The sequence below is a fragment of the Streptacidiphilus sp. MAP5-3 genome (assembly GCF_041262505.1).
GTDB lineage: Bacteria > Actinomycetota > Actinomycetes > Streptomycetales > Streptomycetaceae > Streptacidiphilus.
In genome coordinates, this window is sequence record NZ_JBGCCL010000001.1 from 464,405 (window position 1) to 481,030 (window position 16,626).

Annotated in this window: 13 protein-coding genes and 1 pseudogene; 5 read left to right on the top strand and 9 right to left on the bottom strand. The window is 71.1% G+C overall.

Going from position 1 to position 16,626, the window contains the following annotated elements; all coding sequences use genetic code 11:
• Window positions 1–347: 347 nt before the first annotated feature.
• The 3 genes and pseudogenes from ABH928_RS02050 to ABH928_RS02060 all read right to left on the bottom strand — a co-directional run bounded on the left by ABH928_RS02050 (window position 348) and on the right by ABH928_RS02060 (window position 2,884).
• Window positions 348–986 carry an RNA polymerase sigma factor gene (locus ABH928_RS02050; protein WP_370061227.1) on the bottom strand — a complete coding sequence of 213 codons (639 nt, stop codon included), beginning with the start codon at window positions 984–986 and terminating at the stop codon, window positions 348–350.
• Window positions 987–1,312: 326 nt separating this feature from the next.
• Window positions 1,313–1,744, bottom strand: a pseudogene (locus ABH928_RS02055) (RpiB/LacA/LacB family sugar-phosphate isomerase); the annotation flags it as partial.
• Window positions 1,745–1,882: 138 nt separating this feature from the next.
• Window positions 1,883–2,884, bottom strand: a complete 1,002-nt coding sequence (locus tag ABH928_RS02060; protein WP_370061230.1) for a LamG domain-containing protein — start codon at window positions 2,882–2,884, stop codon at window positions 1,883–1,885.
• Window positions 2,885–3,242: 358 nt separating this feature from the next.
• Between ABH928_RS02060 and ABH928_RS02065 the strand changes: the two genes are divergently transcribed.
• The gene (locus tag ABH928_RS02065) at window positions 3,243–3,602 is read left to right on the top strand and encodes a hypothetical protein (RefSeq protein ID WP_370061232.1); all 360 of its coding nucleotides are present in this window, start codon (window positions 3,243–3,245) and stop codon (window positions 3,600–3,602) included.
• 235 nt (window positions 3,603–3,837) lie between these two features.
• Here ABH928_RS02065 and ABH928_RS02070 read toward each other — a convergent pair whose 3' ends face one another.
• The 3 genes from ABH928_RS02070 to ABH928_RS02080 all read right to left on the bottom strand — a co-directional run bounded on the left by ABH928_RS02070 (window position 3,838) and on the right by ABH928_RS02080 (window position 5,079).
• Window positions 3,838–4,107: a Txe/YoeB family addiction module toxin gene (locus ABH928_RS02070; RefSeq protein WP_370061235.1), complete on the bottom strand. Its 270-nt coding sequence runs from the start codon at window positions 4,105–4,107 to the stop codon at window positions 3,838–3,840.
• The gene (locus ABH928_RS02075) at window positions 4,104–4,364 is read right to left on the bottom strand and encodes a type II toxin-antitoxin system Phd/YefM family antitoxin (RefSeq protein ID WP_370061237.1); all 261 of its coding nucleotides are present in this window, start codon (window positions 4,362–4,364) and stop codon (window positions 4,104–4,106) included. The genes ABH928_RS02070 and ABH928_RS02075 overlap by 4 nt, the downstream gene beginning before the upstream one ends.
• A gap of 172 nt (window positions 4,365–4,536) precedes the next feature.
• Window positions 4,537–5,079 carry a Pycsar system effector family protein gene (locus tag ABH928_RS02080; RefSeq protein WP_370061240.1) on the bottom strand — a complete coding sequence of 181 codons (543 nt, stop codon included), beginning with the start codon at window positions 5,077–5,079 and terminating at the stop codon, window positions 4,537–4,539.
• Between the two features lie 293 nt (window positions 5,080–5,372).
• Between ABH928_RS02080 and ABH928_RS02085 the strand changes: the two genes are divergently transcribed.
• Together ABH928_RS02085 and ABH928_RS02090 are read left to right on the top strand one after the other, a co-directional pair.
• Window positions 5,373–6,140: a hypothetical protein gene (locus tag ABH928_RS02085; protein WP_370061242.1), complete on the top strand. Its 768-nt coding sequence runs from the start codon at window positions 5,373–5,375 to the stop codon at window positions 6,138–6,140.
• A gap of 140 nt (window positions 6,141–6,280) precedes the next feature.
• Complete coding sequence (locus tag ABH928_RS02090) at window positions 6,281–11,377, top strand: tetratricopeptide repeat protein (RefSeq protein ID WP_370061244.1); 5,097 nt, start codon at window positions 6,281–6,283, stop codon at window positions 11,375–11,377.
• A gap of 169 nt (window positions 11,378–11,546) precedes the next feature.
• On the opposite strand, the gene ychF is transcribed toward ABH928_RS02090, so the two are convergent.
• Window positions 11,547–12,620 carry a redox-regulated ATPase YchF gene (gene ychF / locus ABH928_RS02095; RefSeq protein ID WP_370061246.1) on the bottom strand — a complete coding sequence of 358 codons (1,074 nt, stop codon included), beginning with the start codon at window positions 12,618–12,620 and terminating at the stop codon, window positions 11,547–11,549.
• A gap of 153 nt (window positions 12,621–12,773) precedes the next feature.
• Here ychF and ABH928_RS02100 point away from each other — a divergent pair, with 153 nt between their 5' ends.
• Window positions 12,774–13,283 carry a DUF6542 domain-containing protein gene (locus ABH928_RS02100; protein ID WP_370061249.1) on the top strand — a complete coding sequence of 170 codons (510 nt, stop codon included), beginning with the start codon at window positions 12,774–12,776 and terminating at the stop codon, window positions 13,281–13,283.
• A 26-nt stretch (window positions 13,284–13,309) separates the two neighbouring features.
• Here the strand turns inward: ABH928_RS02100 and ppgK are convergent, their stop codons facing one another.
• Complete coding sequence (gene ppgK, locus ABH928_RS02105) at window positions 13,310–14,056, bottom strand: polyphosphate--glucose phosphotransferase (protein WP_370061251.1); 747 nt, start codon at window positions 14,054–14,056, stop codon at window positions 13,310–13,312.
• A 37-nt stretch (window positions 14,057–14,093) separates the two neighbouring features.
• Window positions 14,094–15,071, bottom strand: a complete 978-nt coding sequence (locus tag ABH928_RS02110) for a 4-hydroxy-3-methylbut-2-enyl diphosphate reductase (protein WP_370061253.1) — start codon at window positions 15,069–15,071, stop codon at window positions 14,094–14,096.
• A 148-nt stretch (window positions 15,072–15,219) separates the two neighbouring features.
• Between ABH928_RS02110 and ABH928_RS02115 the strand changes: the two genes are divergently transcribed.
• On the top strand, window positions 15,220–16,611 hold the full coding sequence (locus ABH928_RS02115) for an APC family permease (protein ID WP_370061255.1): 1,392 nt from the start codon (window positions 15,220–15,222) through the stop codon (window positions 16,609–16,611).
• Window positions 16,612–16,626: the final 15 nt, after the last annotated feature.

Sequence of the window (16,626 nt, forward strand, 5' to 3'; positions counted from 1 at the left end):
GGGCCGTCACCGAGACGCCCGGGTGCCGCGACGTCCGTGCAGCGCCCACGAGTTGCGTGCCGAGCAGACCCACGCCCGCCGCGATCACGGCGACCGCCGCCGAGGCCGGGATCACGCGCGACCATCGCCACGCCCCTCGCTCGCGCCCATGCCCATAGCCCTGCCCATGCCCGTGCTCGCGCTCGGACGAAGACCGCCACGGACCGGCCGGGTTCCGTGCCGCCGACTGCTGCCGGGAAGCAGCGAGGAAGGCTGCGAGGGCCGCATCCTCGCCGTCGAGCTCGTCCTGGTGTGCTGGTGCGGCTGCTGCGGCGAGCAGTCGGGCCAGCATGCTGTCGTCGTCCATGTCACTCTCTTTCAGCGCCACCGGCCCGAAAAACGTCACTCGGCACCGATCGCACCACCTGCACAGCCGAAAGGGCACGTGCTGCGGGCCCGGCCTGAGCGCCGCCCGGCGCCGGATCGAGCAGCGTGGCGAGGCGACGCAGCCCCCGGTGCGCCGCGGTCCGCACCGCGCCCGGCCGCTTGCCCAGGACCCGCGCCGCGTGCCGGGCGTCGAGGCCGAGGACCACCCGCAGGTAGACGGCCTCCGCCTGGTCGGCCGGGAGGCACGCGATCAGCTCCAGTGCGCTCGTCGTGGCCAGCGCGTCCAGTGCGGATCCGGCGGTGTCGTCCGGACCGGGCCACTGGATCAACGCCTCGGGCCCCGCCACTGTCAGCGGCCTGCGGCGGCAGGTGCGGAGGTGGTCCAGCGCGCGGTGCCGGGCGACGGTCAGGCACCAGGCCTGTAACCGCTCCCCGTCGCCCCGGAAGCGCGGCAGGTCCCGCACGATCTGCAGCCACGTCTCGGACGCGACGTCCTCGGCGTCCTCTCCGACCAGCACCCGCAGGTAGCGCAGCAGCGGTGGGTGCACGGCGCGGTAGAGGACGCGGAACGCCTGTTCGTCACCGTGCCGGGCGCCGTCCAGTGCCGAGGCCAGGTCCACGACGCATCACGGTCCCCCCTGCGCGGACTTCTCCCCGACGGCCGTCGCACGCAACGCTGCTGATCAGGCATCAGATCACGACTGTAGCCCAGGAGTCGGCGCACTGGGCACCCCTCGACGTCGCCGTCTCGGGACGTGGGCTACGCCTGCTCCTCCGCGCGCGCCTGCCCGTCGCGTTCGACCCAGTACAGCTGCTTGTGCCCGCGCGCCTCGAACACCGCCGCGTCGGCCTCGGCCTGCGCGCGGTCGGCATGGCGGGCGACGACGTAGCGGTTGCCGTTGTCGTCCTGCCGCATCAGCACCCACTCGTCCGCGTGGTCCTGCCCGATCTGGCCGAGGTGGCGGATGTTCTCCTGGTCGTCCGGCTCCTCGCTCGGCGTCCCGTCGAACCATGCGTCGAGAATCTCCGCCAGCACGGCGGGCGAGGTCAGCCGGAGGCTCAGCGCCAGCACGTTGGCGTCGTTCCAGCGCCGCGCGCCGCCCGCGGTGTAGGCGTCCGTGCAGAGCGCGGCCCGGACGCCGGGCACCTTGTTGGCCGCGATGGACGCGCCGGTGCCGGTCCAGCAGCAGACGACGGCCTGGTCCGCGCGCCCCTCGACGACGTCGAGCGCGGCGACCTCGGTGCAGTACGCCCAGTCGTCCTTCTCGTCCGGCTGCAGCGCGCCGTGAGGCGTCACCACGTGCCCGCGCCGGCGCAGCTCGCTCACCAACTGCCGGGCGATGCCTTCGTCCATGTCCGAGGAGACGGAGATCCGCATGGCGGCAGCGTAGCGATCGGTCGGCGGCCCGCAAGTCCGGGCCGCAAGCCGACGGCTCGCAAGTCCGGGCCACAAGCCGGCGGCTCGCAGGTCCGGGCCACAGGTCCGGGACCCGCCGACCACCGTGGCGCCGGAGGGCTACGCGGCGGTGAGCCATCCTGCCGTCGCGGGGACCGGGGCCGGGGTACCGGCCGTGTCGGCCTGCGCCTGCGCGGCGACCTCGGCCGGGGAGAGCGTCCGCGGCCAGACCTGGATGTCGGCCAGCGCGCCCTGCCAGTCGTCGGCCCACTGGTTCGAGTAGCGGGCGCGGCCTAGCTCCACCGGGGTGCGTGAGGCGATCATGCCCGGCACGCGTGCCGTGGCCGCCTGGACGCCGTCGACGTAGAGGGCGATGGTGTGCGCCTTGGCGTCGAAGACGCCGGCCAAGGTGGTCCAACGGCCGGTCGCCACCTGGCTCTTGGAGAGAGCCATGACCGTCTTCCCGGCAGCCGCCGCGGTCTGCACCTTGAAGACCCAGCAGTTGTGGGCGGCGCCCGTGGAGTTCTCGCGGCCCAGGAAGAAGGAGTAGAACGCCCCGTTGCCCTGCGAGACGGCCGCCTCGGACTTCGCGGGCCCGTCACCGCGGACGACCGACGCGACGGTGAAGCCTGCGGCCGTGTCGACCGTCGCCGTCACCGCTTGGGCGTAGCTGGTGTCCTTACCGGCCAACGCCATTGCCGGGCCGGTGTGTCCGGCCTGAACGCCCACCGTGGCCGCCGGGCCGAGGAGGAGACCGGCCGTCGGCGAGATGCTGCTGGGCACGGACGGCGACGGCGAGACCGGAGCAGTCGACGCGGTCGGTGAAGCGGTGGCCGAAGGCGAACCGCTCGTCACGGACGGCTGCGGGTCGGCAACGGCCTTGCTGTTTCCCGGCCCCCGCAGGACCAGCCCGGCAGCGACCCCTCCCACGACGACGAGCACGCCCACCGCGCCGGCCACGATGCGCAGCATCGACTTCCGCCGCACCGCTCGGTCGTGCTCATCGGCCAGCGTGGCCCAGTCCGGCTGCGGCGCGGGACGAGGCGACGTCGCCGGCCTCCCCGGGTCCCACCCGCCCTGCTGGCCACCCCAACCGCCCTGCCCGCCCCAGTCCCCGCTCACGCCCGTCCCCGTTTCCCCTCGCCTTGCACCTGCCCGCCGCACTATAGGCGGCCGACCCCTCAGGGGTCCTCCCCGGACCGGAAGGTGAGGCAGGCCCTCCGCACCCGTGGATCGCCACCGGGGCGGCAGCCCTGCGGCGCGGCGCGCCAAGTCCGGCTGTTCGACGATCTGCACCTTTTCGCATGCGCCGAGACTTCACACAACCTCCGTGCTCTGCACACAGATCGCGTTGTTCTGCTTACCGGAGCTCTGACAGCCTTGAACGAGTTGCCGGGCTGGCCGGAGCGGCCGACCGCTGTGCCGAAGTCCTCCGAACAGCGCCGACCAGACATCCACGATCGAGAACACGGGGGGCACCATGCGATGGACCGACAAGAACGGAGTCCGGTGGCGGATACGCCGTCACCGCCTGGCCGGACAACGACGCATCAAGCCCGAGTGGGCCTTCGACCTGATGCCCGGCGGGCCGACGGACGATCCGATCTCGATGATCCTCGCCCTGCCCGGAATGCTGGTTCTCGTCGCACTGCTCCCCCTCTGGCTGACCGAGTGGCTGATCCGACTCCTGCTGACGCCGTTCGCAGCACTGCTGCGGCTCACCGGGCAAGTCCCCTACCGCGTCGAGCTGGTACGCAACCGCGACGGCGTCTCCGCCCACACCCCCCGCGGCTACCGCGAACTCCGCCGCACTCTGACCGCCCTGCGGCAGCGGAGCTGACGGATCATCAAAGTCGGAGCCGTGCCCGCGCCACACCGAACCGGACGAGCGCCGAGTGTCGCAGCCGTGCGACTCCCCATTTCAGGACGACCAAAGCCCCGACGGAACCAAAAGAGGCCGCTGTATCCAGCACGGAGCCAGCACCGTCGGCGCGTTCGCGAGGCTGGTCGGGACACAGACGTGCTGCACACCCGTTCCCCAAGCCGACGCCGATTTCCTGCGCCAGCGTCACGCCTCAACGGTCGGCGTAGTGGCCGTAGACCCGGGCGATCTCCAGTACGTCGCCGTTCACCCGATACACGAGCCGGTGTTCCTCCGTGATGCGCCGCGAGCACCAGCCCTTCAGTGCGCCCTTCAGCAGCTCGGGCTTTCCGAGGCCGTTGCCATCGTCCGGGTTCCGCTGGATGTCCGCGATCAGGAGGTTCACGCGCTTGAGCGTGCGCCGGTCGGTCATGGCCCACTGCGCATACTGCTCCCACGCGCGGGTGGAGAACATGACCTTCACTCCGTCGCCTCCGGGTCGATCAGGTCGCGCATCGTCCCGCGCCCGGCATCCAGCTCGGCAACGGACTCCATCAGCTCAGCCGCGGTGCGCGCATTGCTGAGCAGATACATGGTCTCTATCCACGCCTCATAGTCCGACTCCGCCATGAGGACGGCGTTCCCCTGCTTGGAAGCGATCCGCACCGGCGCGTGATCGTCGTTGACCTTCTTGAGCAACGGAAAGAAGTCCCGCCGCGCCTCGGTTCCAGTGATCGTCATGAGTGTCGCCCCTCTCGCGCCAATCGCTCCCACGCCTTGTACCTAAAACAGTACACTCCCGGTACCGAATTCGGTACCTCACGACGAGACGAGCCGTGAGGCAGCAAGCCGACGGACAACACCCAGGCGTTCCGCACGCGGTTGACGCCGCGTCCGCCCGGTGCCGGTGTCGTCAGACCATCACCCGCAAGAGCACCACTCCCAGTCCCCCGGTCGCGCCCATGACCGCCGTGCACACCACCGCCACCCTCAGCCAGCGGTGCTTGCGTACGGCCACGCGCGCGAGAAACCGTACAGTGTGCGACAGCTCCCGCCGGTCCGCGGACTCGTCCGGCTGCACCCCGTCGGCAGGCAGCACGTCGAGCCCCGCCGCGAGCTGGACGAAGCTGTAGCGGTTGAGGTCGGGATCCCGCAGCAACCGCGGGCTCAAGGCAGCCGCCAGGCTCACCACGCCGCCGACCAGCCCGCAGACGAACAGGGCGAGGAGTACACCGGCGAACACCCCGGCGGCGCCGCCCCGTTCCCAGGCGACCGCGGCCCGCTGACTCCATGCCCCCGCCGTACCGGCTAGCGCCGCCTGCGCTGCTGCCAGAATACCGGCCTTCGTGTCCGCGTGCTGGTGCGTGGCGTGCAGCGCGGTGAACATGTACTGCGCGGGGCGGTCAGCGCTTCCCCGTTCGGTTTCCCTCCGGGCATCGTGTCGCGCGGAGCCCATGGAGACCTCCTTCGTTCGGTGACGGCGCGTTCCGTCCGGTAGGGCAATTAGGCACCGACCTCCCGACTCGAACCAGTCACTTCTGAGGGTTCTCGGCATCACGCATGCGTCAGGATCGACGGCATTCCGTACTTCCACCGGGTTTACTTCGGGGCCGCGGGTGTACGACAGCAGTGTCGGTGCCTGCGGAAGGGGAAGCGGGCGCCGATCTGACGCGGAACAACTCTGCCGGTCATGGCAGATCAGGACGACAAGGGGATCTGCGCCTTGAAGTACGCGGGCCGAGAGGTGTCATGACTGCGAACCATGAGGAAGTACGGGGCGGCCCGGCGGAGTTCGGGCGCCGGCTGCTGCTGGCGGTCGATGCACAGGGCTACGGCGGCCACGATGTGGTGACACAGCATCAGTTCCAGGACGAGATCCGGCGGTTGCTCGATCTGGCCGCTGACACCGCCCGCCTCGACCGCGCGGGGTGGCTCACCCAGGAGGGCGGCGACTCGGTGTTCGCCGTCCTGCCCGAATCAGCATACGAGCCGGCTCTGATCGACCCCTTCATGCGTGAACTGGACGCCGGTCTGCGGGTGTTCAACCAGAACCGGATCCCCCAGGCACGGCTCAGACTGCGGGCAGCCGTCCACTTCGGCCCCGCGGCGCCGGGCGCCAACGGTTTCGTCGGCCCGGCCCCCGTGGAGATCGGCCGGATCCTCGACAGCGCGGCCCTGCGTGCGGCCCTCGCCGAGTCCCCGGAGGCCGCTCTTGCCGTAGGCGTGTCGGCAGTCGTCTTCCACGACGTGGTGAAAGCCGCACACACCACCTTCCGGGAGGCGGAGTTTCGGCGGGTGTCCGTCACGGAGAAGGAGTACCGGGGAGAGGCATGGATCTGGGTGGCGGGGGCCGGTGCCGGACGGCCGGCCCCGGAGGTGCCCCCGCCGGGCGACGCGGTGCAGCCGCAGCCGGCCGCCCGGTTCGTGCAGAACATCACCGGCGGTACGGGCATTCAGTCGGAGAACGCCACGGTGACCATCACGCAGCACCCGGGAACCGTGGGTGATCAGCAGTGACCGGGGTTCCCGGGAGCCCTCGGACACCGGATCCGCAGACGTTCGTTCAGAACGTGGGGCCCAAGGGCTGGGGCGTCCAGAGCCAGAGTGCGACGATCAACGTGTACGGCTCGCGCTTGCCCGCCGTCGAGGATCTTCCCGTGCCGGCCGCCCCCGACCCAGCCTGGCTGATGAGGCAGCCCAGCCGACTGCTGGACGCCCGCAGCCAGATCGTGCCGTTCGTGGGCCGGGAGGCCGAACTGGAACAGCTGCGGCAATGGCGGGACGCCGACGCACCGGCGCTGTCGGTCCTGCTGCTGCACGCTCCCGGTGGACAGGGCAAGACCCGGCTCGCCCTGGAGTTCGCCGAGCGCTCCCGTGGCCGGGCCGGTTCGGACGCGCCTGCCGCGCGGCCGTGGCAGGTCCTGCACGCGGGTTTCCAGGGCGCCTCCCCGGGGCCCTTCCCGCAGGGCAACGGCGCCGCCGCGCCGGGCGACACCGCCGGAGTGCTCCTCGTCGTCGACTACGCCGACCGGTGGGCGCACAGCGAGTTGACCCGCCTGCTGTCCACCACCGTCCTGACCCAGTCGCGGCCCACGCGGGTACTACTGATCGGCCGCACCGTCCGCTGGTTCGCCGCCCTGCGCGCGGAACTCGGCGAGCGCCGCGCCGCTGCCGACGACCTGCTCCTGCCCTCGCTGGCTGGAGACCGGCTGCGGATGTTCACCTCCGCCCGCGACCGCTACGCCGCGAGCGACCTGTACGGCGTGACCGATGCCGCGAGCATCCGGCCGCCCGCCTCCCTCGGCGAGAGCGACTTCGGCCTGCCCCTGAACCTGCAGATGGCCGCGCTGGTCGCGGTCGACGCCCGCAAGCACGGCACGACGCCGTCCCGCTACGAGCCGCACCAGCTGTCGGCATATCTGCTGGACCGCGAACGCCTGGCGTGGCAGCGGCTCGTCGACGCCGGGCGGCACGGGCAGGATTACCGCACCGGGCAGTCCGTCATGGCCAAGACCGTGTTCACCGCCGTCCTCACCGGGGCGGTGGGCCACCGGACCGGAAGGCGGGCCCTGCGCAGACTGGAGCTGCCGGAGCCGCACGACCACCTGCTGGACGATCACCGCTTCTGCTATCCGCCCGCCGACCGTGCCACGGTCCTGGAGCCCCTGTATCCCGACCGGCTCGCGGAGGACTTCCTCGGTCTGCTCACTCCCGGGCACGACATCAGCTCGTACGAACCCGACCCCTGGGCGAACGACGCCCCCGCACTGCTGATCGCGCAGCCCTCCGGGACGTCCGCCGAAGAGGATCTCCGGGCGGTCATCGCTCCCCGTACCGTGACCTTCCTGGCCTCGGCCGCCAGCCGGTGGGCGCATCTCGGCAAGGACGTCCTGTACCCGCTGCTGCGCTGCGATCCCGGTCTCGCGATCGCCGCCGGCAGTTCCGCCCTGACCGCGCTGGCTGCCCTCGCCGACCCGGACGACGCTGGCGACGACGGAGACGGCGGTCTCGACCCGGACCTGCTGGCCGTACTGGAGGCGGTCGAGGCCCGGCTGCCCGAGGGCAGCGACGTCGACCTGGACATCGGCGCCCTCGCGGTTATGGAGGTTCTGATCGCCCACCGCCTGTCCCTGACGACCGACCCCGGCGACCGGGCGGGGCTGTACGCGACGCTGTCGTGGCGCCGCGGCAACGCGGGCCGACACCAGGACGCGATCGCGCCGGGCGAGGAGGCCGTCCGGCTGCGCCGACAGCTCGTCAAGGCTGCCCCCGACCGTCCGGAGGACCCCGAACACCTCGACCTCCTACGCCAGTTGGCGGTCGCGCTGGACGACCTCGCCGGGACGCTGTCCGCTGTGGGTCGCACGGAGGAGGCACTGTTCCTCTCCGAGGAGTCCGTGACGATCTGCCGCCGACTGGTCGCCAGCGACCCAGCCAACCACCTTCCCACCCTGCTGAGGTCCCTGACCGACCTCAGCCACCGGCTCTCCGGGCACGGCCGCACCGAGGAAGCGGCGGCCACCACCCAGGAGGCCCTCTCCCTCTACCGCGACCTGGCCGCCGGCATCCCGGTCAGCCGACGCGGCGGGCTCGCGGCCCAACTGGGCAACCTCGGCGCGAGGCTGCTGGAGATGAACCATGGCGAGGAGGCGCTGGCCGCCAACCGGGAGGCCGTCGGCCTCGCCCGTGAACTGGCCGCAACGAACCCCGGAGCCGAAACCCCCGGCCTGGCCATCGCGCTGGGCAACCTTGGGGGCGCACTGTCGGCGGCGGACCGCACTGAGGAGGCCTTGACGGTCACCCGGGAGGCCGTCGGCCTCTACCGCGACCTGGCCGCCGCGAATCCAGCAGCCCACCAGCCCGGCCTGGCGCTCGCCCTGCACAACCTCACCCTGAGCCTCGCACAGGTGGGGCGCACTCAGGAGGCGCTGGGGTGTGCTGAGGAGGCCGTGGCCATACAACGGCAGCTGGCCGAGACGGACTTCGGCGCCCATCACTTCGACCTCGCCCGGTCGTTGCACCTGCTCGGCGACCGACTCGCCGATCTGGACCGCCAGGAGCAAGCCCGGACCACGTACCGGCAAGCCGCCGAGCTGTACCGACAGTTGATGGTCGCTCATCCCTCCCTCGAGCTTCCCGAGAGCGCGGTGGCCCTGACCCGCAGGGCCTTCGCCCCGCCGGCACCGCCCGAGGAGATCCTGGCGGCGACGGAGCGGGTCGCCGATCTGCACCGCCGCCTGGCTGACGCGGGCCCCGGCACCGACCTCCTCCCCGGGCTGGTCACGGAACTGTCCCAGGCCGCCGAATCCCTGGTCGCACTCGGGAAGTTCAAGGAAGCCGTCACTGCTTTCCGGCGAGCCGCAGCCGTCCGGCTCGAGGCAGGCGACCGGAGCAGCGCCGCGAACCTGCTCAACAACCTTGCCAACACCTTGGAGGGGGCAGGCCGGCTCACGGAGGCGGCCACGGTGGGCGAACGTGCCGCCACCCTCTTCCAAGAGACCGGCGAGCACCACCTGGAGGCCATGGCACTGACCAATCTCAGCCGCACCCTGTCCCGCCTCGACCGAGCCGACGAGGCGGCCGACGCCTCCGGGCGGGCGGCTGCCTCCTACCGGGAAATGGGCGACCGGACCCTCGAAGCCGCGGCCCTGGTCAACCAGAGCTACGCGCTGACTGCGGCAGACCGGCACGAGGAAGTCGTCACCATCAGCCGACGAGCCCTCGCCCTCCTGGAGGAGAACGGCCCCTCTCATGGCGCCTCATCGGGCCCTCCGTGGCACAACCTCGGCCATGCCTTCTTGAAACTGGGGCGGTTCGAGGAGTCCCTGGCTCCCTTGCGGCAGGCCGCCGACATCTACCGGGACAGGGAGAGTCACGCCCGTGAGGCGGACTCCCTGAGCAGGCTGGGTTTCGCCCTGTACAACCTCGAGCAGCACGAGGAGTCGGCCACCGCCTACGAGCGGGCCGCGGCTCTCCTGCGCGAGACGGGCGACCGCCCTGAGGAAGGCGAGGTACTCGGCCAGCTGGGCGGCGTTCTCGCGCGTCTGCAGCGGGACGAGGAGGCCATCGCTGTCTGCCGACGGGCCGTCGCCCTCCTGCGGGGGGCCGGCTTCCGCAGGGGCGAAGCCGCGGCCCTGGTCAACCTGGGCGGCGTCTGCGCCCACTTGGGCCTGTTCGCGGACGCCGCCGCCGCATGCGGGAGGGCCGCGGCCCTCTTCCGCGAGGAGGGCGATCAGGCTCACGAAGCCGACGCGCTGTCCAACCGCAGCGAGGCCCTGATGAGCGCCGAACGCTACGAGGAGGCCATCCCGGTCTGTGAGCAGACCGCCGCCCTCTACCGCGCCGTGGGCAACCGCTCACGCGAATGCCTCATGCTGCACAGACTGGGCGGCAGCCACCTCGCACTGCGCCGCTACGAGCAGGCCAACAAGGCGTACGAGCGGGAGAGCGAGGTCCGCCGGGAGACCGGCGATCGTGAGGCCGAGGGTGCGGCGCTCCTCGGCGTCGGCGTGACACTCTCGTACCTCAAGCGACCCGAGCAGGCCGTCCTGGTCTGGCAGCAGGCCATCGGTGTCTACCGCGAAGCCGGCGACCGGGGCGGAGAGGCGTCCGCATGGTCGGGCCTCGGCACCGAACTCTCGCAGCTGGAACGTACCGGCGAGGCCATCGCCGCCCGCCGACAGGCCGTAGCGGCGTACCGCGACGCGGGTGATGCCGGCGGCGAAGCCGCAACGTCCACCCACCTCGGCGCCGACCTGCGCACGATGGGCCGACACGCGGAGTCCACCGCCGTCCATGTGCGCGAAGCCGGACTCCACCGGCACCTCGGGGACCTCCCGAGGGAGGGCCGGGCCTGGAGCAACGCGGGCATCGGCCTGGAGCACGAGCAGCACCACGAGGAGGCGGCCTCCTGCTTCTCGCAGGCTGCGGATGCCTTCCGCCAGGCCGGGGACCACGTGGGCCGGGGCAAGGCCCTGCGCCTCCTGGCCGATTGCATGCAGTCGCTGGGGCAGGCCGACGAGTCCTTCGCCGCCTGGCAGGAGTCAGTGGCCTGCTGCCAGGCGGCGGGGGACGAGCGAGAGGAGGCCATCAGCCAGTACGGCTTCGGCCAAGCCCTGTTCACGGCAGCACGCCACGACGCGGCCGTCCCCGCCCTGCGGCGAGCCGCCGACATCCTGGGGCGCCTCGGATTCCCCGCCGCGGAGGCGTCCGCGCTGCTCGACCTCGCCCGCGCTCAACTGGCCCTGAACCGGCCGGAAGAGGCCATCACCCCCCTCACCCGGGCCGCCCCCGCATTCGCCGAAGCCGGCGACTACGGCCGACGGGGCGCGGCGCTGCTCGACCTCGGCAAGGCGCTGGCCACGACGGGCCGGGACGAGCAGGCCTCCGCGGTCGCCTTGAGCTGCGCCGACGTGTACCGCGGGATGCGCAGACCCGATCTCGAACAGCAGGTCCTGTTCCAGATCGGCGTCGACATCGTGCAAGCAGGACGAGCCGAATACACCCTCCCCCTGTTTCGGCGCCTCCATGAGTCCTACGCGGAAAGCGGGGATCCGGTGAAGGAGGCCTGGGGCCTGGTCCTGTGGGCCGGCGCCCTGGTGGACGCCGGGCACTACGCGAAGGCTGTCCCCGCCAACCGGCGGGCCGCCGAGTTCTGCCGCGCGACAGGCAACTCCGCTGCCTTGGAACTGGCCCTGAGCCAACTGAAGAAGGCCGAGCGCGGCCTGCGACGAGGCGATCACCGCCTGCCCTGACCCCATGTCTCAGCAAGGACGGGCTTCGCCGAGTACCGTCTCACGCATCAGCCACGGCAAGCATCCGAAAGTCCCGTCGAACATTCCAGCAGAATTCCACCACTTCCGAACACCAAAAACCCCTCCGACCTGTGCAAACACAAGCCAGAGGGGTCCTCGTTCGAACAGTTCAGACGTTGAAGCGGAACTCCACCACGTCGCCGTCCTGCATGACGTAGTCCTTGCCCTCCATGCGGGCGCGGCCCTTGGCGCGGGCGTCGGCGATGGAGCCGTACTCGACGAGGTCCTCGAAGGAGACGACCTCGGCCTTGATGAAGCCGCGCTGGAAGTCGGTGTGGATCACGCCGGCCGCCTCCGGGGCGGTGGCGCCCTTCTTGATCGTCCAGGCGCGGGCCTCCTTGGGGCCGGCCGTGAGGTAGGTCTGGAGGCCGAGGGTCTCGAAGCCGACGCGGGCGAGGGTGGCCAGGCCGGGCTCGTTCTGGCCCATGGATTGGAGCAGTTCGAGGGCCTCGTCGTCCTCCAGCTCGATCAGCTCGAACTCGATCTTGGCGTTGAGGAAGATGGCCTCCGCCGGGGCGACCAGCGCGCGCTGGGCGTCCTTGAAGTCCTCGTCCGCCAGCTCCGCCTCATCCACGTTGAAGACGTAGAGGAACGGCTTGGCCGTCAGCAGGTGCAGCTCGCGCAGCGGGGCCGGGTCGAGGCGGGCGGCGAAGACGGTCTGGCCGGACTCCAGGACCTTCTGCGCCTCCTCGACGGCGGCCAGCACCGTGGCGGTGTCCTTCTTCAGGCGCGCCTCCTTCTGCAGGCGCGGCAGGACCTTCTCGATGGTCTGCAGGTCGGCCAGGATCAGCTCGGTGTTGATGGTCTCGATGTCGCTCGCGGGCGACACCTTGCCGTCGACGTGGACCACGTCCGGGTCGCTGAAGGCGCGGATGACCTGGCAGATCGCGTCGGCCTCACGGATGTTGGCCAGGAACTTGTTGCCCAGCCCCTCGCCCTCGCTCGCACCGCGCACGATGCCCGCGATGTCGACGAAGTCGACGGTCGCCGGGAGGGTGCGCTGGGACTCGAAGATCTCGGTCAGCTTGTTCAGGCGCGGGTCGGGGACGCCGACGACGCCGACATTGGGCTCGATGGTGGCGAACGGGTAGTTCGCCGCCAGGACGTCGTTCTTGGTCAGGGCGTTGAACAGGGTCGACTTACCGACATTCGGCAGGCCGACGATTCCGATCGAGAGCGACATGTGGCGGAGTCCCGGGTCCAGAGGGGTGAGCGTACAGCCCCCCAGTCTACGGTTCGCCGGGAACACCCCCGAACGGCTCAATCGGGTGACCCCACGGAATTACCGGCGTGTCCGTGCACTTATGTGGCATTAATCCGACCTTACGTTGGTGACGTGGAGTACCGACGCAGCAGCACCCAGCCGGAGCGGAACGTGGCCGTGCCCAAGCCCGCGCGCTCGCCCGAAGCTGCCTCACGCTCGCGCCAGCCGCGCTTCCCGGCGCCGAGCGGCGGTGGGCGAAGCCCGCAGCGGTTGACGGCGGTGGGCTGCGGCGTGCTGGTCCTCGCCGTGACACTGACCGCCGGGGCCCTGGACTCGCTTCTCTTCGGCAGCTCCGGGTGGCTGCTCGGGTTGGCCTACGTGGCGGTCTGCTTCCACGCGTCGGTGCGCGTGCGTTCCACCGACCTGGCGGCGGCGCCGATCAGCGGACCGATCTGCTTCGCGATCGCGCTGTTCTTCTTCGGCAGGGCCGCCGGTGACGGCTGGAGCGGCCATGTGATCGGCCTGGCCGAGTCGCTGGCCCTCGACGCGGGGTGGCTCTTCGCCGGGACGGCGCTCAGCGTCGTGATCGCCGTGGCCCGGCACTTCTCGCTGACCCGCGCCCGGCGCAAGGGAGCGCAGTAGGCGCTCCCCCGCACCTCACGGGCGAGTCAGGCGGAGTGCTGCGCCGCCTGCATCGCCGCGCCGATGATCCCCGCGTCGTTCTGCAACTGCGCCGGCACCACCTCGGCGCGCAGCGGCTTGAGCAGCGGCAGGAACTTGTCCGCCTTCCGGCTCACTCCGCCGCCGATGATGATCAGCTTCGGATGGAAGAGCATCTCCACCATCGCGAAGTACTCGTCCAGCCGCTCGGCCCACTGCGCCCAGGTCCAGTCGTGCCTCTCGCGGGCCGCCGAACTTGTGTGCTTCTCCGCGTCCTTGCCGTTGAGCTCCAGGTGGCCGAGCTCGGTGTTCGGCACCAGTGCGCCGTCGACGAAGAGCGCGCTGCCGATCCCGGTACCCAGCGTCAGCATCAGCACCACGCCGTCGCGCCCGCGTCCGGCGCCGTAGCGGACCTCCGCCAGGCCCGCCGCGTCGGCGTCGTTGAGGACGGCGACCGGCAGGCCGCCGAGCCCGTCGCGAAAGAGGGAGGCCGCGTCCGCGTCGATCCAACCCTTGTCGACGTTGGCCGCGGTGAGGGTCCTTCCGTCGACGACGACACCCGGGAAGGTGAGCCCGACCGGGCCCTTCCACTCGAAGTGCTGCACCACCTCGCGCACCGACTCGACCACCGCCGCCGGTTCGGAAGGCTGCGGCGTCAGCACCTTGTGCCGCTCGCTCACCAACGCGCCGCGGTCGAGATCCGCGGGAGCGCCCTTGATGCCGGAACCACCGATGTCCACTCCGAAGACATTCACGCGACCCACGCTACGACGGGCGCTCCCCGCCCGCCCGTTACTCGGGCAGACTGCCCGCCTCCGCGCGCAGGTCGCGGCGCAGCTCCTTGGGGAGCGAGAACTGCAGGTGCTCCTCGACCGAGTGGACCGTCTCGACGTCGCCGAACCCGCGCTCGGCCAGCCACTCCAGCACGCCGGTGACCAGGATCTCCGGCACGGACGCGCCGCTGGTGACACCGACGGTGGACACGCCCGCGAGCCACGCCTCGTCGATCTCGTCGGCGAAGTCGACCAGGTGGGCGTCCTTGGCACCGGCCTCCAGCGAGACCTCGACCAGGCGCACCGAGTTGGAGGAGTTCTTCGAGCCGACGACGATGACCAGGTCGGACTCGGCCGCGATCTGCTTGATGATCACCTGACGGTTCTGCGTGGCGTAGCAGATGTCGTCGCTCGGCGGGCTGGTCAGCAGCGGGAAGCGCTGCTTGAGGGCGTCGACGGTCTGCATCGTCTCGTCGACGGAGAGGGTGGTCTGCGACAGCCAGACGACCTTGGACTCGTCCTTGACCTTGACCTTGGCCGCGTCCTCGGCACCGTCGACCAGGTGGGTGCGCTCGGGCGCCTCACCCATGGTGCCGACGACCTCCTCGTGGCCCTCGTGGCCGATCAGGAGGATGTCGTAGTCCTCCTCGGCGAACCGCACGGCCTCCTTGTGGACCTTGGTCACCAGCGGGCAGGTGGCGTCGATGGTCGCCAACCTGCCGGCCTTGGCCTCGTCGTGGACGGACGGGGCGACTCCGTGCGCGGAGAAGACGACGATGTTGCCCTCGGGCACCTCCTCCGTCTCGTCGACGAAGATCGCGCCCTTCTTCTCCAGGGTCTGCACCACGTACGTGTTGTGGACGATCTGCTTGCGGACGTAGATCGGCGCCCCGTACTGCTCAAGGGCCTTCTCGACGGCGATGACGGCACGGTCGACGCCCGCGCAGTAGCCGCGCGGAGAGGCGAGCAGGACACGGCGTGCAGCAGTTGCAGACATGTGCACCAGCCTACCGGCAGGGCGCTGCGCGACACGGCGTGGAGGGCGGATGCCGAGACCGGTGGTCGCACTGCTTCAGCGGCACCCAGCGGCACCAGCTCTGGCGCGTCCCCTGCGCGGACGCGCTCTCCGCACCGATGATCGGACCATGGACTCCGTCAGGCCCGCCGTCGAGCCGGAACAGCCGTACCCGAACGCCGACGACACCCGGCTCCGCCGCACGCTCGGCTTCCGCGAGCTCGTGGTCTTCGGGATGCTCTTCATGGCGCCGATGGCCCCCGTCGGGATCTTCGGCGTGCTGGACGCCAAGAGCCACGGCGCGGTGGCCACCGTCTACCTCGTGGCGACCGTGGCGATGGCGTTCACCGCGCTCTCGTACGCGTGGATGCTGCGCGTCGTGCCGCAGGCGGGCTCGGTCTACGCCTACGCCCGGGCCGGGCTCGGCAGCGGGGCGGGGTTCGCCGCCGGGTGGATGGCGATGCTGGACTACCTGTTGATCCCCGCCGTCGCCTACGTCTTCTCCGGGATCGCGCTGCACTCGCTCGTCCCCTCCGTCGACCAGTGGATCTGGACGGCGATCGCCGTGGTGGTGACCACCGCGCTCAACCTCTCCGGCGTGCGGATGGCCGCGCAGGTGGGGACGGTCGTACTGCTCTTCGAGCTGGTGGTGCTGGTGGTCTTTGTCGCCGCCGCGACCGAGGCACTGGTCACCGGCAGCCCGCACCGGCCGCTCGGCTCGCCGTTCACCGGGGTCGGCGGCTTCTCGCTCGGCGCGGTGATGTCGGCCGTCTCGGTCGCGGTGCTCTCCTTCCTCGGGTTCGACGCCATCGCCTCGTTCGCCGAGGAGCACGCGGGGCCCTCGGCCAAGGTGGGCAAGGCGGTGCTGTTCTGCCTCGCGCTCGCTGGCGTCCTCTTCATCGCGCAGTCCTACCTCGCCGCGCTGCTGGAACCGGACTCGCCGCAGTACCTGGCGGCCAACCCGGGCGCCCAGGGCAGCGCCTTCTACGACACCGTCGAGTCGGCGATCGGGCACTGGCTGCATCTGCTGGTCGCGGTCAGCAAGGCGATCGGCGCGGCGTTCGCGGCGCTGGCCGGGCAGGCGGCGGCCGGACGGCTGGTCTTCGCGATGGCCAGGGACGGCCGCCTGCCGCGCCCGCTGGGCAAGGTCGACCCGCGCAGCGGCGTACCGCGCGCCGCGCTGCTGGTCACCGCGACGATCACACTGATCGCGGCGGTCTGGTCGGCGTCCCGCTCGGACGGGCTGGACCAGCTCACCTCGGTGGTGAACGTCGGCGCGCTGACGGCGTTCTTCCTGCTGCACGCGTCGGTGATCGCCTGGTACGTGCTGCGCAACGACAGCCGGAGGTGGGTCGTGCACCTGGTGCTGCCGCTGCTCGGCGCGGCGGTGATCGTGTGGGTGCTGGTCGCCGCGACGCACACGGCCCAGATCGTCGGCGCGGTCTGGCTGGCGGTCGGCCTCGGCGTGCTGTTCACGGAGCGGGCGCGGGCGCGAGGGCGTTCAGCATCGCGACAGCGTTGAGCAATGCGGCGGCGG